Origin of the sequence: Methylophaga sp. (assembly GCF_009711715.1) — a bacterium.
Classification (GTDB): domain Bacteria; phylum Pseudomonadota; class Gammaproteobacteria; order Nitrosococcales; family Methylophagaceae; genus Methylophaga.
On sequence record NZ_VENF01000011.1, the window covers coordinates 229,513 to 252,396 of the forward strand.

Here is a 22,884-nt window from a genome sequence, read left to right on the forward strand (position 1 = left end):
TGAAATTTAAAAGCTGTTCGGACAGCGTATAATATCGGCAGTGGTTAACCGATAAAAGGAAATCAACTTTATGCGTCGGAATTTTTTTATCGCCGTCAGCCTGAGCACTGCCCTGCTCAGTTCGACAGCCAGCGCAGAGACGCCCAACCTCGTCCCTGGATTATGGGCTTATACCCACACAACCCGTATCGAAGGTCCGGTATCGGTCGAACCGCAAACTACCAAAAATCAGCAATGTGTTACCCAGGCTGATCTCGATAAAGGTATCGATGTGCTGGAAATCCCTGAGAACTGCAAGCTAACTCGTGTGGATATTGAGCGCGATCGCGCTGATTATGCTGCCCAGTGTGATATGCAGGGTATGCAGAGTCGCTTCAGCGGTTACGCCACTTTCCATGGTGAACAGATGCAGGGCAAGATGCACAGCGAAATGGATACGCCACTGGGCAAAATGTTGATGAAAATGGACTACAAGGCACAGCGCATGGGCAATTGCTGATTAACACACAAACTTTATCAGCAACAGACAGATTTATGTGTGATAACGAATTCCGATAATAAAGTATTGTTTTCGACCATCAGCAATGTGAATCACTACTTCATCATCTACCGTCTTGCCCAGCAGAGCTCGGGCCAACGGTGAGTCGACACTGATATTGCCTTTCTCAAAGTCAATCTCGTCAGGACCCACAATCCGATAGGTTACTTCCTTGCCTTCATCAGTTTCCAGCGTCACCCGGGCAGCGAAGAAAACCTTGCTCTGATCATCGGGCGCATCATGGACTACTTTCAGATCCGGCAGTCTTTTCTGTAAATAACGAATCCGCCGATCCAGTTCGCGCAGTTCTTTTTTACGATAAATATATTCGGCATTTTCACTGCGGTCGCCTTCCGCGGCGGCCGCAGCCAGAGCCTGCACCACTTCACGGCGGCGCTGCCAGCGTTCGCTCAACTCCTGGTTAAGTCGAAACATGCCTTCAGCGGTAATATATGGGGATGATTTCATGCTGTCTCACCGGCACGACAGGCCGGTCAGTCTGGTCATAGCTGAACGGCCTGCAGCGCCTCGTTATCTACCAGTTTATTCACATCAAAAAATAAACAATCGGCCTGTTCTTCGTGGGTATAGACACCAGCGAGCACGTCACCGATTTTTCGAAACTGTGCCAGCGCGCCACGGGCACTGGACTGAAAATTCGAAGCATCATAACTGATGACATCATTGATTTCATCAATCAGCAAGGCATAGCGTGGTGTTTTGCCATCGTTGGTGACAAACAACAGGACCTGACGCATATCACTCTGCACCTGCTCACAGGCACGATGCGTGAGGTTTCTGATTTTCTGCAGTTGCTGGCTCGCCTGTTGCCGGAACAGACCGGCGAGATTATTCGGATCCTGCCCCTGCGCCTGGCGCGTCGCCATCACCCCGGCTTCGTGTAAGGCATGATGTGGCACACTGATCGCTCTGACCAGTTCCCTCAGGGTCTCATCACGCGATTCAAACTGCCGCAACCAGAGCGTGCTGGCACATTCCGCAGATTCCAGATCCAAGTTGAATGACTCACTGTTGCGCAGACAATCCGCCAGGGTATCGACCCACCGCTGATGTGACTGCAAACGCGTTTTCAGGTCATTGATCAGGGTCTTTTTATTGTCCAGTCCCGAGGGCACATTGAGCCGATGGGCAAAATCCAGCACCGGCACCACCACACCCTGAAACTTGATAACACCGCAGAATCCCTGTTCTTCCACCGGCAGAGGCTGAATTTTATCCACATTCTGATCCAGCATCAGCACATGTTCGACACCCAGTCCGAACAGCATGTCCTGCACGAAAAAGGTAAACAGCTGTTTTTGTTCAGCCAGCTTAGCGCCTTTGCTCAGTCTTGATGACGGTATCTGCATTTTATCTCCCTCAAAGAGGCGGTCCCTTCCCTACAGCCTTATATCGTCACAAGCCGGCAAAGCTTAAGCCAGCAGGACTATTTATGCAGTACAGCGTTTAGCCGCGCATCATCGATTTTTGCGCCCAGTCTGCCCGCCACAAAACGCATATCCAGCTCGGCATTTTCCAGGCAACTGGTGGCACCGGGGGATGGCGTCATATTAAAGACAATGCCCGTGCCCGGATTGATTTTGGCCTCGCCCAGCATCAGTTTGGATGACTTTTTATCAATCAACTGCGGACGTACACCGCCAAAGCCCTTGGCAAAACTCACATCTTCCAGCTTCAGCGACGGCACAATCTTGCGCGCATCCCGCATAAACAGCCAGCGGCGCAGACCGGGTACTTCAAACAGGAAGTTTTTAAAGATGTAGTTACGGATATCGCTGACTTTAAACAGATCCCAGAAGACTTTAAACACCCGACGGTCGAGTTTCAGCACTCGCAAAAACTCGACAAAAGTCTTGCTGTTATAGCGTTCTAGCATCGGCAGCAATAAAGCCGTCGGTCCAAAACGGGTTTTACCTTCCACCAGTACATCCGGATCACCATGAACAGCGGCAAACGGCAGTTTGTCATTCTGAACCGTATACACCTTGCCCTTCAGCAGTGGCGGTGTGAAATAGAAGCTGCCAGCCACCGGCAGGCAGGAGTATTCCAGCCCGTAACCCATTTGCTGAGCCAGTAACAGACTGTGACCGCCGGCAGAGACAACTACCGTTCTGGCTTTAATCACCTGGTTCTGAGTAACGATTGAGAACAAGCCGTCCTTCTCGATGATATTTTCCACGTGGCTGTTGAGGCACAGCGAAATGCCTTTATCTGTATTTTTGCTGGCTTCCTGAACAAATCGCTGCGCCAGCTGATGGTAGTCGACGGCAGAATATTCATCGAGCACAGCAAGCGCCACACAGGGTTCATCACGCATTTTGCCGTCAACCATGATGACATTCGGTTCAATCTCGGCGATCTGCTCTTTTTCCAGCAACTGCATGGTGGTGAAGACGGCTTTGAACTTTTCAAAGCGTTCCCGCAATTGCTGACATTCTTTTTCGCCAACACCGAGAACCATTTTCGGGTATTTGAAAATGACCTTGTCGTGATCGTCCAGCGTTTCGGCAAAATTCACCACCATTTCGGCAGCGGCTTTTACCCTGGCGGCTTTTTCCAGTGTGTAGTTGGTTTCGATATCACCGCAGTGCAAAGTCTGGCTGTTGTTGCGACCATGAGAATTCACCTTGGCCACGTCATCGTATTTCTCAACCAGGGCAATATGCTGGATATCCGTGTATTCACTTAAGAGATACAGCAGGGCTGTACCACACACACCACCACCGATAATGGCAACATCATGGACTTGTTCTGTCATGTTTTTTCCCGATAAAAACTGCGCCAGATTCTAGCAGAATAGACGCGCTGGCGCAGCGGGAAATCTCTGTTGAAATCAGTCTAGTGGTCAGATTTTTTGTTCATCTGTGAAAACGATGGAATGGATGACAGAATCGATTTCAATTCATCTTTCTCCGTCGCTTTGTTCGAGCTCCGGCTTTCCTGATTAGAGGTGGGCTGGTTCTGGTCCAGTTGTCGAATTTCATTGAACATTGATTCCAGATCCTCCTCAGAAGGTAACGGTTCTTCAGTCAGGTCGTCCCACATTTCAGACAGTGCCGCTTTGGCATCAGTCAACTTGACCGGTGGACCGGTATCAATGTCTTCATCTTCAGACTCGCCGGACGCCTCTTCACCCGGCTGTTCCTGCTCTGAAGGCGCTTTCATTGTGGGCTGCTGAACCGTTTCAGTACTTGCTGTTTGCCAGGCGGCAGCCAGCGCGGCTTCTCTATCTGCTTCTGCCCGTTCCTTGTCGGCTATCTGCGTTGCCTGCGTTTCTGAAAAGGCAACAAAACCTTCACCCTGAGGGCTGCCCTGCTGAACTGCAGCATCGGGGGCATCAGTTTGTATTTCAGCTTCATTGACCAGTTGCTGCTCCCACTCAGCCAGCATCGCGGCTTCGTTTTCATGGTCTACAGACTCAGTGTCAGAAACTGCTTCAGGCTCGTTCGTGTCAGGCGCAGCCAAATCCGGTTCTGATTCTTCGCGCTCAGTGATTGCCGCCTCATCCTGCACTTTAAGCTGCTGTTCCCATTCCGCAGGGATTTCAGCTTCTGGCTCAGGCTTAACCGCCTCGCTGACTGGGCTCTCGGCTGACTCCTCGGTGATCCCTGTAGCCGCATCAGTGTCTGTCTTGTCTTCTGTGTCGGTAGTGAGCGATTCCGCTTCGTTGACCAATTGTCTTTCCCACTCGGCCAGCACCGCGGTCTCATCTTCGGGCGACCCGGTATTATCTGTATCAGCCAAAGCAGGTGAGGATGATTGAGGCATTTCCAGATCAGCCTCCGCTTCCGTTAACGCGACATCTGTCTGCGCTGACAACTGCTGTTCCCACTCCGCTGCTATGGCTGCTTCCTCATCAAGCGCCTCAGCAGTCTTCTCCTGCTCGGGAACAACCGTTTCCTCATCCATCATTCCGCCCACTTCGCCTGAAACGAGGTTAGCCTCTTCAATCTGTTGTGCTGCTGTTTCGGGTGCTTGTGAATTCGCTTCTTTCTCTACCTCTGAAGCTACTTCATCCTGTGCTGAAAGTTGTTGCTCCCATTCAGCAGCTAAGGCTGCTTCATCCTCAACTGCATCAGCCTGCTCTTGCTGGTTTTCAGCCTCCAGCTCCGTCTCTGCCCCAGCTGCCATTTCTGATGAGTCATCGGCTTCTGGCGGGACTCCTACTGCATCATCTTCCTGCTCTGTGTCCTGGTTCTGTTCCGCCTCTGGCAGTTGCAAGGTTTCAGCTGCTTGAGAGATTGGTTCCTCGACCGTTGCGTCTTCAACGCTGGTTTCAGTGATCGCTGCCTCAAGTTCCTGCTCTGCTTTCTGAGCCTGGCGAGCTTCGGCCTCGGCTTTTAATTGGGCAGTACGTTCGCGTAACTTAGCGCGAAGATCTTCCAGCTCTGAGCGCATCGATTCCTGCTCGGTCGCTTTGTCCGGACCGGCGGTGTCGTCCGTGTCAGGAACAGCAAACATCTCAGTCTCTGACGTTTGTTCCTGGCTCTCAGCCATCAAGCGTTGCAAACGTTCAGCTTCAGACTCGTCTTGTGATTCTGCTCGAACTGGCTCTGGCTCTGGCTCTGGCTCTGGCTCTGGCTCTGGCTCTGGCTCTGGCTCTGGCTCTGGCTCTGGCTCTGGCTCTGGCTCTGGCTCTGGCTCTGCAATATTTTGTGGCTCGGAGGCAGTCTGTAAAGCCGCTGATTCTGTTTCTTGCTGTTGAGCCAGGATGGACTCGATATCTTCAACAGAAAAGGTATCAGCCGTTTCCAGCTCCGGTTGTGAATCAGTCTTTATCTCCGGCGTGTCCGTTGTCTCAGTTGAAGTTTGCTGTTCTGATTCCGGGTTGGAGGACGCTGTCGTCTGTTCAGGTTCCACTGTTTCTGTCACTTGTTCCAGAACATCAGCAGAATCCGGCGCAGTTTCCGGTTCCAATTTTTCAGCGGCTTCTTCCTCAACAGCTTCAGTTGAAACCGCTGTTTCCGCCACTGGCTCAACCAGAGCATCAATATCATCGTCCACCGCGTCTTCAGGCTCCGGTGACTCCTCAACGACAGCAGCCTGCTTGGCTGAAAGTGCCTGCTCAGTCTCTGCCGCGTTTGCTTCTCCGGGTTCCGGTTCATGCTCTGTTTCTGCACCAGCCATACTTTCTTCAGCCGGTAGCTCCTCCGTCTCAGTTGCAGCCGGGAGGGGCTCATCCGTTTCGATGTTTTGAGTCACTTCCTGTTGCAGGTCATCAATGACATCCTGCTTATTCCTCAGTGCTGATAAGTCAGCAGTTTCAATGTCGGCATCTTGTGTTGTCTGCTCCCCTGAAACAGCTTCCTCTGATGGTGCTGGCGTGTCCGCTGCCATTGGCTCAGCTGAGCTCTGCGGCTTCAAATTGAAGCTGTTTGCTTTAAGGAATTGTTTCAGACCTCTGGCTTGTGTCACTTCTGACTCAGATTGCTCTGGTTCAGTCCGCGGCTCCGGCGCGGGTTCGGCTTCCGGGCTGTCAGCACTCATCGCGGAGTGAAGATTCTCCGGGTCACCGGGTATTTCGATCGCTTCACTACTGTCTGCGAAGCGATCGATATCTTCATCTCTGAGGCCTGAATTAGCGTATTCCTCATCCAGTGCCAGGTTGCCATCAATCTCTGTAATGTCGACATCCTCTTCATCTTCAGAGGCGGCCGGTGTATCAGCTAACTGTGCGTCGCTGCTTGCAGTATCCTGCTTGCTAGCCGACTCGGTCGGTGGTTGTTCTGCAAGCGCTTCTGTCTCAGCCCCAGTATCACCCTCCAGGTCAAAGGATTCTCCTTCCAGTAAGGCTTCTATATCATCGGTGCGGAGTGACTGATCCGTGTCTTCAGCCTGGGCTGTCTGCTGGCGTTGTTCGTCAAAGGCTGTTTCTGGTTCAGATGCCGGTTCTACTTCTGCTGCCGTTTCAAGCTCGGTGTCAGGCTTAGTTATTTCGGCTTTGGCGGTGCTGTCAGTCTCATCTTCCTGAACCGGCTCAGCACTCGACTCGGGCTCGATTTGGTTGTCAGCTTTTGTTTCGATAAAGCTGCTGTCACTAAATAGTTGATCGCCGTCGTCAACTGGTTCTGGTTCAGGTTCGGCAGCTTCCCGGGGTTCAACTTTTTCAGTACTTTCTTCTGCTTGGTCTGTTGCCGGCTCAATAACTGTTTCAAACTCTTCTGCGCTTTCTGTTTCTTGAGGCTGTTCTACTGTTGTTTCCGGTAGTGTAGCGAGCGCAGCATCAACCGCCTGTTCAAGTCGCTCCGGCAGACTGGCGAATGCTTTGCCATCCTGTTCAACAAAGGCTTGTAGCAAGTTCTTATAGACCTGCTTTTCTCTGTCAAGAAATTCCGCCGCACGGGTTTCCAGTAGCTCACCTTCCAGCCCATATTGTTCGGCCAGCAGGGTTTTCAAATGTAATGCACGCTGCTCCTGGTTCTGCTTGATCTTTTTGACCGTTTTTTTTGTCTGTGCATTCACCCGACGGTGTTGTTTTAGGTTTTTAACGATGAGCACCCCGGCTATTACCGCAAAGATCAGAGCGACCTCGTAGGCGAGCAATTCTAGAATGGGATCAGTGAGGTTCATCAAATCAAATCTCCTGCCGGAACAGCTGAGGCCGTTTGTCTGCGCCACCAGATAATACCAACCAGCAGCAAGAACAAAATCACGGCGTTACCAATCAATAATTTCATCGTATCGGACATCGGCTCAGCAGGTGCAACTTCGGGCTCAGGGGCCGGCGCTACGGTTTGCGTAATCTCAGTTTCCTGCTGTTCCGCTATGTTTTGTTCAGTTTCTGTCGTATTTGCTTCCGGCTCCTGTACCGGAGTCGCAGCTTCTGCAGGCTCTGGTTGAACCGCCCTATTATCGGTCAGTGTGATGGCTTCAGGCTGTAGAAAAACCTGTCTGCCTTCGGGTGTCGCTCCCCGCAGTTGCAGAGACAGGGTGTAATCCTGCTCCGGCTCCAGATCAGTCAGCGTCAGTCGCCAGCGATTGTCCGCTATCTTGAGCATTTCATAGGGCCATTCATCACCATCCTGCTCTCTTAATAAAGCTGTTATCGACAGCGAGTCCGGATTGATGAGCCCGGCATCGGCTTCAACTTCAATACGGTGACTGCGTGAAGGTTGTTCGAGCTGGGTGGTGTCTATAGAGATCGGGGCAGCGATGACATTAATACTCTGACGGCGCTGGCGTTCAAAGGTCGCGCTTTTCATCGTCACAATAACATCATTACGACCGGCCTCGAACCCGGTACCCAGCGAGGCCCGGTATACAGCTTCATCCGGTCGTCTGTTGAGCGGTAGTTCATTAAGTTCAGTCGCTTTTTTTCTGACCAATTGACCATCCACCAGATGCAGAAAAGCAGGCCGGCTAATCACTTCGCCTTTCTCTGTTAAGCGGGCTTCAAAATCGAACTGCTCCCCCACCAGCACATTGTTGGGTAAGTCACTGGTCCGCAATTGCATATCGGTGACCACCATAACGCGATTATCGGGATCCAGCTCGGCATTGATTTGCCACTGGCCTGGTACGGGCTGCTCAACTGTAATCAGATCAAAACTGTCTTCATGCAGCCAGCGTATGCGTTCGGATTGCTGTGACTGTTCAAGGGTGGTGCCATCCGGCAACTGCAATTTAGTGGCTGCAGAGCCAGGCTGACGAAATGCCAGTACCGTCATTTCCTCAACACTTTTATCGATAGAAAATTGATTATCCGCCAGCGGGACCGTGTCACGGTTGGTGGATTGCTCGAACAGATGCAGAAAAATGCGTTGCAGTTCTTCGGCGGAATCTGCCTGCCGGTACCAGCCATCAGTGGCCATCGATAAAGCCTTGAGCAGTTCGTGATCGGCATTATCCGAGAGAGCGATGGTGTGGACTGTGATTTGGAGGGCTTTTAACCTGGCAACCAGTTTATCGAGAATACGCTGGCGTGAAGCCTGGGTTGCCGCTTTTCCAGGCTTGAGATCAACAAAACCGTCAGAGAGCAGAATCATACTGCGACGGTAATCGGGATCCGCCTGTTTCTGATTGGCAGTGGCTTTTTGTAACGCCTGCTCTATATTAGTAAAGAGACCGTGAGAGTGAATCTGGGTAGATTTTTCAATCGCGTTCTGCCGCCATTCATCATTCACTTCCCGCCAGGGCACCAGCATGTTGACCATCTGGGCAAAGGTCCAGACACCAGCGCGGGTTTCATCCTCGGGCATCAGTCCCACCAGCATTCGCATGGCAGGCGCTCTCAGATTATTCGGGTCGTTCTGCTTCATACTGCCGGAGACATCGATCACGACGCGGACATCACTGATCGGTTCGCTGGCTGCTGCAGCCTGAGTGACTGGCAGCGTGAACAGCAGGAAAAAAGGCAAAGCTAATTTGTAGACTAATGACATCGCATAATCACTCATCTTGTTGAGTCAGTCAGCCCCGCCCTGGCAGGCGGGACAAATTTCTGACGTTTAACCAGTTTTCCGTGATGTATGCAGGTTTTATGCCGCAGGATTAAATTGCTGCTAAGCCCCGGCTTAGATCTGCTTTAATATCATCGACTGTTTCCAGACCGACAGAAATACGCAGCATGCCGTCTGTAATGCCTGAAAGCGCCCTGTCTTCCTCGCTCAAGCGACCATGTGTCGTGGTGGCAGGATGCGTGATCGTGGTTTTGCTATCGCCTAGGTTGGCCGTGATCGACAACCATTCCAACGAATTAATCAACTTCCATGCATCGGCTTTGCCGCCCTTGATTTCGAACGCAATAATGCCGCCAAAGGCTGTTTGCTGTTTTTTTGCCAGTTCATGTTGCGGGTGGCTGGGCAGTCCGGCATAAAAGACCTTGCTGACAGCCGGCTGCTGTTCCAGCCACTGAGCCAGTTCCAGCGCAGACGCCGAATGCGCTTTCATCCGCAGGTCCAGTGTTTCCAGCCCTTTGATAAAGGTCCAGGCATTGAACGGGCTCATGGTCGGCCCGGCAGTGCGCAGGAAGCCATAGATCTGCTCACCGACTAACTCGGCATCACCCACAACGGCACCGCCGATACAGCGGCCCTGTCCATCGATATATTTTGTCGCCGAGTGGATAACAATATCCGCGCCCAGTGCCAGTGGCTGTTGCAGGGCAGGTGTGCAGAAACAGTTATCAACCACCAGCAAACAATGGTTTTCCTTGGCCAGAGCTGATAACGCCGCTAAATCCGCAATTTCATTCAGTGGGTTGGATGGTGTCTCCAGGAACAGAATTTTGGTTTCCGGTTTGATGGCCTGTTTCCAGTCGTCCAGGTTCGACAGCTTCACGTAGTTCGTGCTGATGCCAAATTTGCTGAGATATTTGTCAAACAGCACGCGGGTAGTGCCGAAAATACTCATTGATGAGACGACATGATCGCCCGCCTCCAGCAGCGCCATCATCGTCGACAGAATGGCAGACATACCCGATGACGTTGCCACACATGACTCACCACCTTCCAATGCGGCCAGCCGTTCTTCAAAAGTACGCACCGTCGGATTGGTAAAACGCGAGTAGATATTGCCCGGCTCGTCACCGGCAAAACGTGCCGCAGCCTGCTCTGCACTCTCAAAAGTGAAGCTTGAGGTCGGGAAAATCGGTTCCGACTGTTCGCCTTCAGGCGTTCTGCGGTGGCCAACACGCACCGCACGCGTTGCGAAACCTTTATCTTTAAATTCTTCTGTCATCTGGAAGCAAATATCCGGGTAAATTGTTCAATTTTAAAGGCTATGGCCGCCTGTGACCAGCTTCCCGTATCTTGACGCAAAATTGACATCCACCAAGCCCGGGATTAGAGTTTGCGACTCTGATTCGGGTGCCTGCAGATAAAACTGCAGGATAATCGGGAAATTGGTAAGCCTTTGGCAATTCCAATACTGCCCCCGCAACGGTATTCAAGTTTCAGACAATCAATATGCCACTGTGCTCGCATGGGAAGGCGATTGTTTTTTTAGCTTGTAAGTCCGGAGACCGGCCTGTGTCAGCGGGATTTAATTCCCAACTCTCGCGTCGCGGTGGGCGATGTGGCGAATCTCAATCGGCTCTGCCGAACTTCGTCACGCCTGCAGCGGATAGGACTCATCAGCAGTATCGGGTGGATACTGTCAATTACAGGCGTCATCATGTTATTCAAAAAAACCTTTCTCTCAAAAGCTGTCAGCACCTCTTTGCTGACGCTACTATCCATGCCTGCTCATGCCGAGCCGGAAAAGCTAGAGCAGATCGTTGTCACTGATACCCGAACAGATACATCTGTATCTGATACGCTCAGTTCGATTTCCGTTGTTACAAGAGAAGACATTGAACGCTATGATTACCGAACTATTGCCGAAGCGCTCAATAGCCTTCCAGGCGTGGTCATTGGTAATTCAGGTGGACTGGGTAAACAAACTTCTCTTTTTATCAGAGGTACAGAATCCAACCATACTCAAATTCTGTTAAATGGTGCCAAGCTGGCTACCAATGAGTTTGGTGCACCACAAATTGAACACATTCCAATTCAGTCAATAGAGCGAATTGAGTTGGTCAGAGGTCCACAGTCAAGTCTTTACGGTTCATCCTCCATAGGCGGAACGATACAAATTTTTACCCGAGACAAACAAAGTGGATTTCAACCCCGCTTGTCCATTGCCGCGGGCTCACACAATACCAAGGAAACGAATATCGGTTTCAGCGCTGGTAATGAGCTAGCCTGGTTTAATTTTGACGCCGGCCACCTTGATTCAGACGGTTTTGACAGTTGTGATGGTCGCAGTGCCACACTTGGCATTGGTTGCTTTGCAGATGAACCTGACAACGACGGTTACAGAAACAAAAATTATTCACTAAGGGCTGGTACACAGTTAGGCTCCCGACTTAATCTGGAAGCTTTCAAACTCTACAGCAGTGGCAGAACACATTATGATGGCTTCTACAATGAAACATTATTTGAGCAGTACACGACCGGACTCACCGCCAAAGCCGACCTTACCGATATTTGGAAACTGACCTCTTCAGTCAGCAAGAGCATTTTCGACAGCCGTAATTTTGGCGCCGACACAAATCGTTTTGAAAATAAGAAAAATACATTTTCTATTCAAAGTGATGTTTCCATTAAAGATAATCATATCTTCACATTGGGCTATGACTACGAAGACGATAAAGTCGAAGCCTTAAGCGGTTATGATGAGGCGGAAAGAGAAAACAATGCCTACTTCGCACAACTTCAAGGTCGGTTTGGCGATCATGACTACAGGTTCTCTATCCGGGAAGATGACAACGAACAATACGGTAGTGATACATCTGTAAATGCAGCCTGGGGATATCAGTTCACAGCCAATACACGTGCCTACATCAATTATGGTGAAGCATTTTCGGCACCGAGTTTCGTTGACGTGTTTAGCCCTTTTGGCGCAAATCCAGATCTTGAACCGGAAGAATCTGAGAGTATAGAGGTTGGTATCGCTGGCAACGTGACAAATGTCGACTGGACTGTTGCAGCCTTTCGTACCAGGGTGGATAACCTGATTATTCTTGATGATTTCTTTGTACCCCAAAATATTTCTGAAGCTATGATAAAAGGGGTCGAATTCACTGCCAGTACAGTGTTGTTTGGCGTTAATCTGAATGGTCAGTTCTCTCTGCTCGATCCAGAAAACAAGGCAGACAATGAGAATCGGGGAAATGTACTGCCACGACGTGCTGAACAAACGCTTACAATCAATGCATTTAAACAGTTCGGTCAATACAGCCTTGGAACTAAACTTTATGTGTCTGGCAGACGTTTTGATGATGCCGCTAACGAGCGTCGCTTAAGTAGTTTCACAACGCTGGATATTGTCGGTGGTTATCAGATTGCCCCTTCAACCAGCCTGAAGCTGAAAGTTGCAAATTTATTCGACGAGCAGTATGAAACTGTGGCTGGTTTTAACAGCGATAGCACCAATGTCATGCTGTCATTGCATTATTCTCCTTAAAATAACGCGTATAAGTGGGCCAGAATTCTGGCCCACTTCCCGATTATGGATAAAAAATGACTGACAAAACTAAAACCGAACGCCACAACAAACGCATGCAAAAACAAAAGTCCATCGTCGATCAACAGATCCAGCAAGCTGATAAAGACAAAGGACTGTTACTTGTCATCACCGGTAACGGTAAAGGCAAGAGTTCATCAGGATTCGGGATGGTTGCACGTGCACTGGGCCACGATATGAAAGTCGGTGTGGTGCAATTTATCAAGGGTGCGTTCAGCACCGGCGAAGAAGCTTTTTTCCGGCGTTTTCCTGAAGAGGTTGACTACCATGTAGTCGGCGATGGCTTTACCTGGGACACGCAGAACCTGGAGCAGGATATCGCCTCAGCAGAGAAAGGCTGGGAAATCTGTAAAAGCATGCTGCAGAACCCTGAGATTGATTTGGTCCTGCTGGACGAACTCAATATCGTCCTGAAAATGAAATACCTGGATACAGAAAAAGTACTGGCAGATATTGCCAACCGCCCGCCTATGCAGCACGTCATTATTACGGGTCGGGGTGCGCCGGAAACCGTGATAGATGCTGCTGATACTGTCAGTCGAATCGAGGATGTGAAGCATGCTTTTCGTGCCGGTATCAGAGCACAGAAAGGTGTGGAGCTTTAGTTCAGACAGTGGCGCATTTTTTGCTCTGTCATATGACTGTAAAGTTACTCACATTTTCTGTGGATAACTCTGTGACTAACTTTGGAGTTAGTCTCTAAGTGCCTCATCCAACAAGCATCCCCTCAGAATGGTTAAAAAATAACCAGGAATTTATTTTATTATTTATCAATGACTTACAGTCTCAATGTACAAAATCAAACACTTGCAGACGCTACTTAAATTATTGGTGAGGAAAAAGTTCCCGAGGTGAATAAGTTTTGAATCATTAGCCAGTGCTAATATCCAGCCTCAGAAACAGTTGAGCCCATAGTAATTACTATCGGGCTCATTTATTGCTAAGGAAACAAGGGTTGATAATCGATCAGGAACCAACCGATTCGGCAGCATCTTCCAGCTCCAGATAAATTTCATCATCCTGCAATGTGACACGGACATGTCCACCGCGCTGACTCAACTTACCGAATAGCAGTTCGTCTGCCAGTGGCCGCTTGATTTTCTCCTGCACCAGGCGAGCCATTGGTCTGGCCCCCATCAGCACATCGTAACCGTGTTCAGCCAACCATTGACGTGCTTTGTCGTCAATTTCAATGGTGACGTTTTTGTCCTGAAGCAGCATTTCCAGTTCCAGCACCGCTTTATCCGCCACACGCAGAATCGCGTCTTTCTGCAATGGTTTGAAGTGAATAATGCCATCCAGACGGTTACGGAATTCAGGCGTAAAGGTACGTTTCACCGCTTCAGTGCCATCGGTCTGGTGTTCCTGCTTGGTGAAGCCGATGGAGGTTTTGCTCATTTCAGCAGCACCCGCATTACTGGTCATCACCAGTACCACATGGCGGAAGTCAGCTTTACGACCGTTATTATCGGTCAAAGTACCGTGGTCCATGACCTGCAACAGCAGGTTAAATACGTCCGGATGTGCTTTTTCAATTTCATCCAGCAGCAGTACCGCATGCGGTTGCTTGATGATGGCATCGGTCAGCAAACCACCCTGATCAAAGCCAACGTAGCCAGGCGGCGCACCAATCAGTCTCGATACAGTATGGCTTTCCATATATTCCGACATATCGAAACGAATCAGATCGACACCCAGGTTGTGAGCCAGCTGTCGGGTCACTTCGGTTTTACCGACACCGGTGGGGCCGGCAAACAGGAAGGCACCAATCGGTTTTTCCGGATGCCCCAGGCCTGAACGTCCCATTTTGATTGCTGAACTGAGAGCAGAGATTGCTTCATCCTGACCGAAAATAACATGTTTAAGGTTATCTTCCAGCTTACGCAGATTATCCTTATCGGCATTACTGACAGTTTTAGCCGGAATACGCGCAATCTTGGCGACAATCGCCTGCACATCATTCACACCAATCAGTTTTTTGCGTTTTGATTTAGGCGCAATACGTTGTGCCGCACCGACCTCATCGAGTACATCAATGGCCTTATCGGGCAGAAAACGGTCATTGATATGACGGTGAGCCAGTTCCGCCGCCTGCTCGATAGCGGCGTGGGAATAGCGCACATTATGATGTTCTTCGAGGCCGGGTTTCAGCCCTTTCAGAATCTCAATAGTTTCTGCCACAGTTGGCTCAGGGACATCGATTTTCTGGAATCGACGCGCCAGAGCACGGTCATGTTCAAAAATACCGCGGTATTCCTGGTAAGTGGTCGAACCGATACATTTCAGTTCTCCACTGGCCAGCAGCGGTTTCAGTAGATTGGCAGCATCCATTGTGCTGTTACCGGCACTGCCGGCACCGATCATGGTGTGAATTTCATCGATAAAGAGGATGGCGCCAGGCTGCTTTTTCAGTTCCCGCAGCAACGCTTTGAGGCGTTTTTCAAAATCACCGCGATACTTGGTACCGGCCACCAGGGCGCCCATATCCAATGAGTAAATCACCGTGTCCTGCAGCACTTCAGGGACGTCGCCATGAACGATGCGGCGGGCAAGGCCTTCTGCCAGTGCGGTTTTACCAACACCGGCTTCACCCACAAACAAGGGATTGTTTTTACGACGACGGCAAAGCACCTGCAGGGTGCGTTCAAGCTCCATCGCGCGACCGATCAAGGGGTCAATGCGACCTTTTTTGGCTGAGGCATTGAGATTTTCAGCATACAGTGACAACGGATTTTTCCCGTCTTCACCGGCTTCTTCAGCGTCAATTTTTGCTTCTTCGTCGGTTTCTTCAACCACTTCATCAATACCGCCGTGGCTGATGGCATTGACCACATCAAGCCGTGTCACGTCCTGCTTCTGCAGCAGATATACCGCCTGTGACTGTTGTTCTGAGAAGATAGAGACCAGCACATTGGCACCGGTAACTTCGGTGCCGCCGGAGGATTGAACATGCATGACAGCACGCTGCAGAATACGCTGGAATGCCAGCGTCGGCTGGGTTTCGCGCTCACTGTCTTCGGGCAGGGTCGGCAGATTGTCTGCCAGAAAATCACTCAGTTCCTGGCGTAATGCCGGAATATCGACATTACAGGCTTTGAGCACAGCCAGAGCCTGACCATTTTCCAGCAGGGCCAACAGCAGATGTTCTACGGTGAGAAACTCATGCGAGCGCTGACGCGCATAGTTGAATGCCTGACTGAGAGTCTGTTCGAGTTCTTTACTTAACATCTTGCGTTCCACCTAATTGCTTGCGTATCTGAACATTTCAAAACTGTGTTCAGTTACAGCTATCGAACGGGTCACTCCTCTTCCATCGTACACTGCAATGGATGGCCGTGGCGTTGAGAATAGCTGTTGACCTGTTCGACTTTCGCTTCAGCTATCTCATAAGTGAAAATACCACACAAGGCACTGCCTTCGGTGTGAACTTGCAGCATGGTGCGTGTGGCACGTTCACGCCCCATGCCAAATAGGTTTTCCAGAACCTCAACCACAAAATCCATAGGCGTATAGTCATCATTAAGCATGATCACCCGGTATTTGGGTGGCCGCTTCAATCCGGGTTTGGCCGGTGCGACGGCGTAATCATTATCGCCGTGCCAATCGTGATCGTGTTCGTCAGTCATGCGTCTACTTAGCTCGCAGTGGCTTCTTCAACCATTTTTTTCAATTCGCCGTTTTCGTACAGCTCCATGATGATGTCGCATCCGCCCACCAGTTCGCCGTTGATATACAATTGCGGGAAGGTCGGCCAATCTGCATAACGGTACAGATTTTCACGCACTTCCGGCTCCGCCAGTACATTCACATATGCAAACTCTGCACCACATGCAGCCACCGCTTGTGACGCGCGGCTGGAAAAGCCGCATTGTGGGAATTCGGGCGTACCTTTCATAAACAGGATGACATCATTACCTTCAATCGCCTGTTTAATCCGCTCCATAACATCCATTAGTTGGTCCTCGTTTTGGAAAATTGTTGTAGTAAGAATGGGGCCGCTTGTCTTAATTTCAAGCTTAGGCTAGTTATAATCCAGCTGCAACAGCCCCAGAATAGCTTCCAGCCCGTTGTGGTTGATCGCTGTATCCGCCTGTGCCTGTACTTTGGGCTTGGCATGGTAGGCGACACTTAAACCAGCCGGTTGCATCATTAATAAATCATTGGCACCGTCACCAATGGCAATAGCCTGCTCCGGGTTCAAACCGAGACGGTTACAGCACTGCTGCAGAAAATCGGCTTTTGCCTGGGCACCACAAATCGCACCCTCGACCTCACCGGTCAGTTTGCCGTCTTTTTCTGCCAGCACATTAGCCTGGGTAAAATCAAGCCCCAGTCGTTGCTTGAGCCTGTCGGTAAAAAAGGTGAATCCCCCTGATACCAATGCCAGCTTGATACCCTGTTGTTTCAGGGTTTCAACCATGATTTCAGCACCGGGGTTCAATTGTAAACGCTCGTCATAAACACGCTCCAGCACCGATACATCAAGACCTTTTAACAAAGACACGCGTTTTCTGAGTGAAGTTTCGAAGTCGATTTCGCCCTGCATTGCCGCTTCAGTGATCTCTGCCACCTGTGGCTTGATATTCATAAAGTCAGCGATTTCATCAATACATTCGATACTGATCAGAGTTGAATCCATATCGGTGACCAGCAGACCGGGCTGGCAATCAGCAAAATTCTCCGGCAGCACATTGATATCAAAATCAAATTGCTGGCGCAGGCTATGCAGGTTTTCCTGGCTGATATTGACCGACTCGATGACGGCAAACTTTTGCCGCCAATTTAGTTCACCGCTGAAATCATGGGCAATGGTTTCAGCCTGTTGCCGGTTCAGGGCCGTTCCCTGCAGGATGAGTTGTGTCATCTTAATTCGCTTTATAAAAAAACGGCGAGACTGAACGTTCAGCTCGCCGGGTAACTAAAAGTTAATGGGTAATTCTAGAATTGCGGTTTGACCGGCGCAGCTTTAAAACGCTCAACACTGGCGACAATTTCCTCCTCGGCTTCAGTTTTACCAACCCAGCCTTCCACTTTGACCCATTTGTTTTTTTCCAGATCTTTATAGTGTTCAAAGAAATGAGCCAACTGATCCAGCAGCAACTGAGATACATCACCGATATCATTGATATGGTCATACATCTTGTCGTGAGGTACCGCGATCACTTTGGCATCGACACCGGATTCATCGGTCATTTTGAGCATACCGACCGGCCGGCAGGCAACGACAGAGCCGCTGATCAGTGCGTAGGGACTGATTACTAACACATCAACCGGATCGCCATCGTCAGACAGTGTGTGGGGAATGTAGCCATAGTTAGTGGGATAGAACATCGCCGTATTCATGAAGCGGTCAACAAATAAAGCACCGGTTTCTTTGTCGACTTCGTACTTCACCGGATCGGAATGCGAAGGAATTTCGATGATGACATTAACGTCTTGTGGCAGATTCTTGCCCGATCCAACACGGTCGAGGTTCATAGCTGTTTTGCTCCAGTTCTTGAGTTTGTATAAATCCGCTAATTATAGAAGAAAAAGCAGCCGGATTAAACTCGCTCTCACCGGAAACACTACTCACTCCTCAAGTGGAATCATCTCAAAATCTTCCTTTGGCGCACCACAGTCCGGACAAACCCAGTCATCAGGAACATCCTCCCATGCTGTGCCGGGCATGATGCCCTCTTCCGGCATGCCCTCGGCTTCATCATAGACAAAGCCGCATATCGTACAGATCCACTTTCTCATGATGACACCTCCATTTGAATTCAACTTCGGCTGAGCAGAATCAACCCCACCGCCAGCAGCAGCAGGGAAAAAAGCTGGCTCAGTTTTCTGTGTGACAGACCTCGTGCCAGCCGAGCACCCAGTGGTGCCATAAAAATGCTGGTCGCAATGATACCGATAAAAGCCTGCCAATGAATAAAACCGGTTTGCCAGTCGGCATGAATCTGATGCACCTGTGTGCCCATCCAGATAAAGCCTACCACGCCACTCGCTGCGATAGGAAAACCACAGGCGGCAGCTGTGCCGACGGCTTTCTGCATACTCTGCCCCGCCATGACTAAATAGGGCACCACCAGCGTACCGCCACCGATACCCACCATGGCGGAAACCACACCCGTCACTGCGCCGTAAACTCCCATTAACAGTTTTGTCAGCAATCTGGGCGATAAAGCCTGGGGCGGCGGCAGCCACATCCTGCCCGACATCAGTATCGCAAACAATGCAAAAATGGTCTGCAGTAATGCACTGGATAGACTGGCTGCGATCACGGCGCCGCCGAGACTGCCGATAATCAGGCCGGGTGTGAGACGGCCCACCAGTTGCCACTGTGTCATACCATAGCGATGATGCGCCCGCATGGATGACAGGGAAGTCACCGTAATAGTCATCAGTGATGTCCCTATCGCCACATGAATGGCAATCTCGGCTGACATGCCCTGCCAACTGAAGACCGTCACCAGGATCGGCACAATAATCAGGCCTCCGCCTATCCCGAACAAACCGGCGGCTAAACCAGCGACTACACCCGCCAGGGCGAAACTCAGCCATTCAAGCATCAATTCCACTTCTCCATAACGCCTTATCCAGCGGCTTTACTTGCCGTTACGATACAGGTATAAAAAACCGAGCACCATTAAACGTTCCAAGGAGCACCACCCAGTAAGATTTTTCTAACGATAATAACGAGGTAAGACTTATGACGTCACTCAGCACCGTCCCGGCCATTTTGGGAATTTTTGGACTACTCTGTGCCTTTCTGGTCTACAAAAAGGTGAAATCATACTCACCGGGTAGCGGTAGTGTGGTGGATATCGGTGATCAGATACACTTGGGCGCCATGGTGTTTATGCGAGCAGAATACTCGCGCCTCGCTATTTTCTGTCTCATCTGCATTATCGGTCTCGGGCTGTCTGATTTGGGCTGGCACACAGCGCTGGCCTTTTTTGTGGGCGCTATCAGTTCTGCGACCGCCGGCTTTATCGGCATGTACAGTGCCACCAAGGCCAATGTCAGAACGGCTGTTGCCGCTCGTGACAATGGTGCCTCCGAAGCGCTGACCGTGGCCTTCTTCGGCGGCTCAATCATGGGCCTGACCGTTGCCGCCATGGGACTGCTGGGCCTGGGCATTCTCTACCTGCTTTACGGCAGTGATCCCCACACTGCTCACACCATTCATGGCTTTGGCATGGGCGCTTCATCCGTCGCTTTATTCTCACGTGTCGGCGGCGGGATCTTCACCAAGTCTGCCGATGTCGGTGCCGATTTGGTGGGTAAAGTTGAAGCCGGTATTCCCGAAGATGATCCCCGCAACCCCGGCGTTATTGCAGATAATGTGGGTGATAATGTCGGCGATGTCGCCGGGATGGGCTCGGATATTTTCGAATCCTACTGTGGTGCCATGATTGCCAGTATCGCAATTGCCTCAACAATGAGTGCTGTCACCATCAGCCAGTTAGCTGACTCTCAGGAAACACTCATGTTTATGCCGCTGGCGCTGGCTTCTGCCGGACTGCTGTGCTCGGTGGCCGGCATTCTTACGGTTAAACTGTTTTCCACCAAAAGCCCTGAAGTCGCCCTGCGCATCGGCACCATGGGAGCTTCATTACTCTTTATTGTAGTTTCCTGGTTTTTGATCACCAGCCTCGGCGGCCTGACTAACCTCTGGATTGCTGTTTTGTCCGGTGCGATAGGCGGTATTGTGATTGGCCTCAGCACTGAGTACTACACTGGCGGTTCGCCGGTGAGAAAACTGGCCGCCAGTGGTGAGACCGGCCCGGCCACTGTCATGATCGGCGGTCTGGCGCTGGGTATGCAGTCGGTGGCGGTACCGGTTATTACCATTGCCGCGATTATCTTCACTGCCAGTTACTTTGCTGATCTTTATGGTGTCGGTATTGCTGCCGTCGGTATGCTGGCCACTGTTGGTATCACTATGGCGATTGATGCTTACGGCCCGGTCGCCGACAACGCCGGCGGCATTGCCGAAATGTCTGAGATGGGTAAAGACACGCGTGATATTACCGACTCGCTGGATGAACTCGGCAATACTACCGCCGCAATTGGTAAAGGTTTTGCGATCGGTGCAGCCGCGCTGGCTGCGCTGGCCATCATCAGTGCTTATATCGAAACCATCACGCAGGGCGACCCCAGCTTTGCCTTGCTGATTAATAATCCGCTGGTGCTGATGGGAATGTTCCTCGGTGGCATATTCCCGTTCCTGGTCAGTGCCATGACCATGACAGCCGTGGGCGATGCCGCTTTTGATATGATTCACGAAATCCGTCGCCAGTTTAAGGAAATACCGGGGCTGCTGGAAGGCACGGCCAAACCGGACACCGCGCGTTGTGTCGATATCGCCACCAAAGCCGCACTTAATAAAATGATACTGCCCGGCACTTTGGCTGTGGCGGCCCCGATTGTGGTCGGTTTTGGCCTCGGTCCGGAGGCTCTGGGCGGCATGCTCGGCGGTGCACTCATCTGCTGTGTGATGATGGCACTGATGATGGCGAATGCCGGGGGCGCATGGGATAATGCCAAAAAGCATGTCGAAAAAGGCCATCATGGCGGTAAAGGTTCGGACGTTCATAAAGCGGTCGTGGTCGGTGATACCGTCGGTGATCCGCTCAAGGATACTTCCGGTCCTTCGATGAATATTCTGATCAATGTCATGGCGATAGTCAGTCTGGTTATCGCACCGCTGTTGATCTGAAGCCTCAGTCTCACTCAGTCCAAGGCCACCTGCGGGTGGCCTTGTTATTTGGAAGAAAGCATTGCAGAACAAGGACTCCAGTATCAACCACCGTGCCATCTGGGCCATTGCCGGTCCGATGATTCTGGCTAACTTATCCACGCCGCTTTTGGGCATGGTGGATACAGCGGTAGTCGGACACCTGAACTCCCCTGTCTATCTCGGTGCTGTCGCGCTGGGCAGCATGCTTTTTACCTTCCTGTTCTGGGGGTTTGGTTTCCTGCGTATGGTCACCACCGGTCTGACCTCACAGGCGAATGTGAATGGCGATATTGGCAAACCGCGTGATGTCTTAATTCAGTCAGGCCTGCTGGCACTGATTATTGCGATGGTATTGCTGATGCTACAGGCCCCCATCGGCTGGCTTGCCTTTAATATCATTGACGGCAGTGCTGCCGTGATTGCTGAAGCCGAACGCTACTATGCCATTCGGATCTGGAGCGCACCAGCGACCTTGCTCAACTACGCTATATTGGGCTGGTTGATTGGGCTGTCTGCCTCGCGCTCTGCCCTGGCTGTGGTACTGGTGATTAATCTCACCAATATCGTGTTTGACCTGTTACTGGTCAATGGTCTGGGTATGAAAGCTGATGGCGTGGCTCTGGCCTCTGTTATTGCTGAATATAGCGGACTGATCTTTGCCTTGGCTCTGCTGCAAAAACGCCGGCTGACATTACACCAGATTCAGCTTCGGCAGGAATTTCGGTTAATGCTGGCCAATCGGCATCATCTCAACCTGCACGGCAACTTTATGCTGAGAACTTTGTGTTTGATTTTCAGTTTCGCTTTTTTTACCAATCAGGGCGCACAGGCGGGTGATACGACACTCGCCGCCAATATGGTTCTGCTGAACTTCATCACCTTCATGGCCTATGTGCTGGATGGTTTTGCCAACGCAACAGAGGTCATGAGCGGCCGCGCTATCGGCCACAATAATGCGGCCATGCTCAAACGCAGCTTGCTGCTGAATGGTTTCTGGTCTTTGCTCACTGCCGGTCTTTTCAGCCTCGTGTACTGGCTGTTCGGTACCCAAATCATTGCATTACTGACCGGCATTGCTTCTGTCGCAGAAATGGCCGGTGATTACCGGATGTGGGTCGTACTTGCGCCTTTACTGGGTGTCTGGTCTTATTTATTTGACGGGCTTTTTGTCGGCGCGACACTGGGTCGCGAAATGCGCAATACCATGCTGTTTGCTACTTTTTGCTGTTACCTGCCGGCCTGGTATCTGCTACAGGGATGGGGCAATCACGGACTATGGGCTGCCCTGATGGTCTTGCTGGCCGCCCGTGGCTTGAGCCAGAGTGCTTATCTGCCCCGAATCATCAAAAGAGTGGGTTGAAACTGATCGTCTAGATAGTGGTTCCTGAATCCCAGCCTGACTGACGTGCTTTACGCCTGTCCGCACCATGGCGACGATCTTCTTTATCCGGTTCGAAACGAATCATATCCCGCCGGTCACCGCCCGAACGGCGATGTTGCTGGCGTCTTTCATCACCATTCCATGCATGATCTGATTCGTTAGTAATCAATGATTCGTAGTCGCGTGTCATAATGATCTCCCCCATCG

19 protein-coding genes and 1 riboswitch are annotated in these 22,884 nt (G+C 50.9%); of the genes, 5 read left to right on the forward strand and 14 right to left on the reverse strand.

Going from position 1 to position 22,884, the window contains the following annotated elements; genetic code table 11:
• Positions 1-70: 70 nt before the first annotated feature.
• Positions 71-499 (forward strand): DUF3617 family protein, encoded by a 429-nt coding sequence (locus FH755_RS09350; protein ID WP_292440844.1) that lies wholly within the window; start codon positions 71-73, stop codon positions 497-499.
• A 33-nt stretch (positions 500-532) separates the two neighbouring features.
• Here FH755_RS09350 and greB read toward each other — a convergent pair whose 3' ends face one another.
• From greB to FH755_RS09380, 6 genes are all read right to left on the reverse strand, one after another.
• On the reverse strand, positions 533-1,006 hold the full coding sequence (gene greB / locus FH755_RS09355; protein ID WP_292440845.1) for a transcription elongation factor GreB: 474 nt from the start codon (positions 1,004-1,006) through the stop codon (positions 533-535).
• 35 nt (positions 1,007-1,041) lie between these two features.
• Positions 1,042-1,908 (reverse strand): chemotaxis protein CheW, encoded by an 867-nt coding sequence (locus FH755_RS09360; protein WP_292440846.1) that lies wholly within the window; start codon positions 1,906-1,908, stop codon positions 1,042-1,044.
• A 77-nt stretch (positions 1,909-1,985) separates the two neighbouring features.
• Entirely contained in the window at positions 1,986-3,317 is a 1,332-nt protein-coding gene (locus FH755_RS09365; RefSeq protein WP_292440847.1) for an FAD-dependent oxidoreductase, read from the reverse strand.
• A gap of 80 nt (positions 3,318-3,397) precedes the next feature.
• Positions 3,398-7,129, reverse strand: coding sequence for a hypothetical protein (locus FH755_RS09370; protein ID WP_292440848.1), 3,732 nt, complete (start codon positions 7,127-7,129; stop codon positions 3,398-3,400).
• Positions 7,129-8,940 (reverse strand): vWA domain-containing protein, encoded by a 1,812-nt coding sequence (locus tag FH755_RS09375; RefSeq protein ID WP_292440849.1) that lies wholly within the window; start codon positions 8,938-8,940, stop codon positions 7,129-7,131. Before FH755_RS09375 ends, FH755_RS09370 begins: the two co-directional genes overlap by 1 nt.
• A gap of 109 nt (positions 8,941-9,049) precedes the next feature.
• Positions 9,050-10,237: an O-succinylhomoserine sulfhydrylase gene (locus FH755_RS09380; RefSeq protein ID WP_292440850.1), complete on the reverse strand. Its 1,188-nt coding sequence runs from the start codon at positions 10,235-10,237 to the stop codon at positions 9,050-9,052.
• Between the two features lie 109 nt (positions 10,238-10,346).
• Positions 10,347-10,544, forward strand: a riboswitch (cobalamin riboswitch).
• Between the two features lie 128 nt (positions 10,545-10,672).
• Between FH755_RS09380 and FH755_RS09385 the strand changes: the two genes are divergently transcribed.
• Together FH755_RS09385 and cobO are read left to right on the forward strand one after the other, a co-directional pair.
• A complete protein-coding gene (locus tag FH755_RS09385; RefSeq protein ID WP_292440851.1) occupies positions 10,673-12,505 on the forward strand; it encodes a TonB-dependent receptor in 1,833 nt (610 codons plus the stop codon).
• Between the two features lie 56 nt (positions 12,506-12,561).
• A complete protein-coding gene (gene cobO / locus FH755_RS09390) occupies positions 12,562-13,170 on the forward strand; it encodes a cob(I)yrinic acid a,c-diamide adenosyltransferase (RefSeq protein ID WP_292440852.1) in 609 nt (202 codons plus the stop codon).
• Between the two features lie 361 nt (positions 13,171-13,531).
• Here cobO and clpA read toward each other — a convergent pair whose 3' ends face one another.
• From clpA to FH755_RS09425, 7 genes are all read right to left on the reverse strand, one after another.
• Positions 13,532-15,793: an ATP-dependent Clp protease ATP-binding subunit ClpA gene (gene clpA, locus FH755_RS09395; protein WP_292440853.1), complete on the reverse strand. Its 2,262-nt coding sequence runs from the start codon at positions 15,791-15,793 to the stop codon at positions 13,532-13,534.
• A gap of 71 nt (positions 15,794-15,864) precedes the next feature.
• Entirely contained in the window at positions 15,865-16,191 is a 327-nt protein-coding gene (gene clpS / locus FH755_RS09400) for an ATP-dependent Clp protease adapter ClpS (protein WP_292440854.1), read from the reverse strand.
• A gap of 8 nt (positions 16,192-16,199) precedes the next feature.
• Positions 16,200-16,517 (reverse strand): Grx4 family monothiol glutaredoxin, encoded by a 318-nt coding sequence (gene grxD, locus FH755_RS09405; protein WP_292440855.1) that lies wholly within the window; start codon positions 16,515-16,517, stop codon positions 16,200-16,202.
• A 69-nt stretch (positions 16,518-16,586) separates the two neighbouring features.
• Positions 16,587-17,429: a phosphoserine phosphatase SerB gene (gene serB / locus FH755_RS09410; RefSeq protein ID WP_292440856.1), complete on the reverse strand. Its 843-nt coding sequence runs from the start codon at positions 17,427-17,429 to the stop codon at positions 16,587-16,589.
• A 74-nt stretch (positions 17,430-17,503) separates the two neighbouring features.
• Positions 17,504-18,043 (reverse strand): inorganic diphosphatase, encoded by a 540-nt coding sequence (gene ppa, locus FH755_RS09415; protein ID WP_292440857.1) that lies wholly within the window; start codon positions 18,041-18,043, stop codon positions 17,504-17,506.
• 93 nt (positions 18,044-18,136) lie between these two features.
• Positions 18,137-18,307, reverse strand: coding sequence for a rubredoxin (gene rd, locus FH755_RS09420; protein ID WP_292440858.1), 171 nt, complete (start codon positions 18,305-18,307; stop codon positions 18,137-18,139).
• A gap of 20 nt (positions 18,308-18,327) precedes the next feature.
• On the reverse strand, positions 18,328-19,122 hold the full coding sequence (locus FH755_RS09425; protein WP_292440859.1) for a sulfite exporter TauE/SafE family protein: 795 nt from the start codon (positions 19,120-19,122) through the stop codon (positions 18,328-18,330).
• Between the two features lie 140 nt (positions 19,123-19,262).
• On the opposite strand from FH755_RS09425, the gene FH755_RS09430 reads away from it, so the two are divergent.
• Both FH755_RS09430 and FH755_RS09435 read left to right on the forward strand, forming a co-directional pair.
• Entirely contained in the window at positions 19,263-21,275 is a 2,013-nt protein-coding gene (locus FH755_RS09430) for a sodium-translocating pyrophosphatase (protein WP_292440860.1), read from the forward strand.
• A gap of 61 nt (positions 21,276-21,336) precedes the next feature.
• A complete protein-coding gene (locus tag FH755_RS09435; protein WP_292440861.1) occupies positions 21,337-22,656 on the forward strand; it encodes an MATE family efflux transporter in 1,320 nt (439 codons plus the stop codon).
• Between the two features lie 10 nt (positions 22,657-22,666).
• Here the strand turns inward: FH755_RS09435 and FH755_RS09440 are convergent, their stop codons facing one another.
• The gene (locus FH755_RS09440) at positions 22,667-22,867 is read right to left on the reverse strand and encodes a hypothetical protein (RefSeq protein ID WP_292440862.1); all 201 of its coding nucleotides are present in this window, start codon (positions 22,865-22,867) and stop codon (positions 22,667-22,669) included.
• Positions 22,868-22,884: the final 17 nt, after the last annotated feature.

Coding starts and splice junctions, on each gene's coding strand:
- FH755_RS09350 (WP_292440844.1), top strand. CDS start 71: ATGCGTCGGAATTTTTTTATCGCCGTCAGCCTGAGCACTGCCCTGCTC.
- greB (WP_292440845.1), bottom strand. CDS start 1,006: ATGAAATCATCCCCATATATTACCGCTGAAGGCATGTTTCGACTTAAC.
- FH755_RS09360 (WP_292440846.1), bottom strand. CDS start 1,908: ATGCAGATACCGTCATCAAGACTGAGCAAAGGCGCTAAGCTGGCTGAA.
- FH755_RS09365 (WP_292440847.1), bottom strand. CDS start 3,317: ATGACAGAACAAGTCCATGATGTTGCCATTATCGGTGGTGGTGTGTGT.
- FH755_RS09370 (WP_292440848.1), bottom strand. CDS start 7,129: ATGAACCTCACTGATCCCATTCTAGAATTGCTCGCCTACGAGGTCGCT.
- FH755_RS09375 (WP_292440849.1), bottom strand. CDS start 8,940: ATGTCATTAGTCTACAAATTAGCTTTGCCTTTTTTCCTGCTGTTCACG.
- FH755_RS09380 (WP_292440850.1), bottom strand. CDS start 10,237: ATGACAGAAGAATTTAAAGATAAAGGTTTCGCAACGCGTGCGGTGCGT.
- FH755_RS09385 (WP_292440851.1), top strand. CDS start 10,673: ATGTTATTCAAAAAAACCTTTCTCTCAAAAGCTGTCAGCACCTCTTTG.
- cobO (WP_292440852.1), top strand. CDS start 12,562: ATGACTGACAAAACTAAAACCGAACGCCACAACAAACGCATGCAAAAA.
- clpA (WP_292440853.1), bottom strand. CDS start 15,793: ATGTTAAGTAAAGAACTCGAACAGACTCTCAGTCAGGCATTCAACTAT.
- clpS (WP_292440854.1), bottom strand. CDS start 16,191: ATGACTGACGAACACGATCACGATTGGCACGGCGATAATGATTACGCC.
- grxD (WP_292440855.1), bottom strand. CDS start 16,517: ATGGATGTTATGGAGCGGATTAAACAGGCGATTGAAGGTAATGATGTC.
- serB (WP_292440856.1), bottom strand. CDS start 17,429: ATGACACAACTCATCCTGCAGGGAACGGCCCTGAACCGGCAACAGGCT.
- ppa (WP_292440857.1), bottom strand. CDS start 18,043: ATGAACCTCGACCGTGTTGGATCGGGCAAGAATCTGCCACAAGACGTT.
- rd (WP_292440858.1), bottom strand. CDS start 18,307: ATGAGAAAGTGGATCTGTACGATATGCGGCTTTGTCTATGATGAAGCC.
- FH755_RS09425 (WP_292440859.1), bottom strand. CDS start 19,122: ATGCTTGAATGGCTGAGTTTCGCCCTGGCGGGTGTAGTCGCTGGTTTA.
- FH755_RS09430 (WP_292440860.1), top strand. CDS start 19,263: ATGACGTCACTCAGCACCGTCCCGGCCATTTTGGGAATTTTTGGACTA.
- FH755_RS09440 (WP_292440862.1), bottom strand. CDS start 22,867: ATGACACGCGACTACGAATCATTGATTACTAACGAATCAGATCATGCA.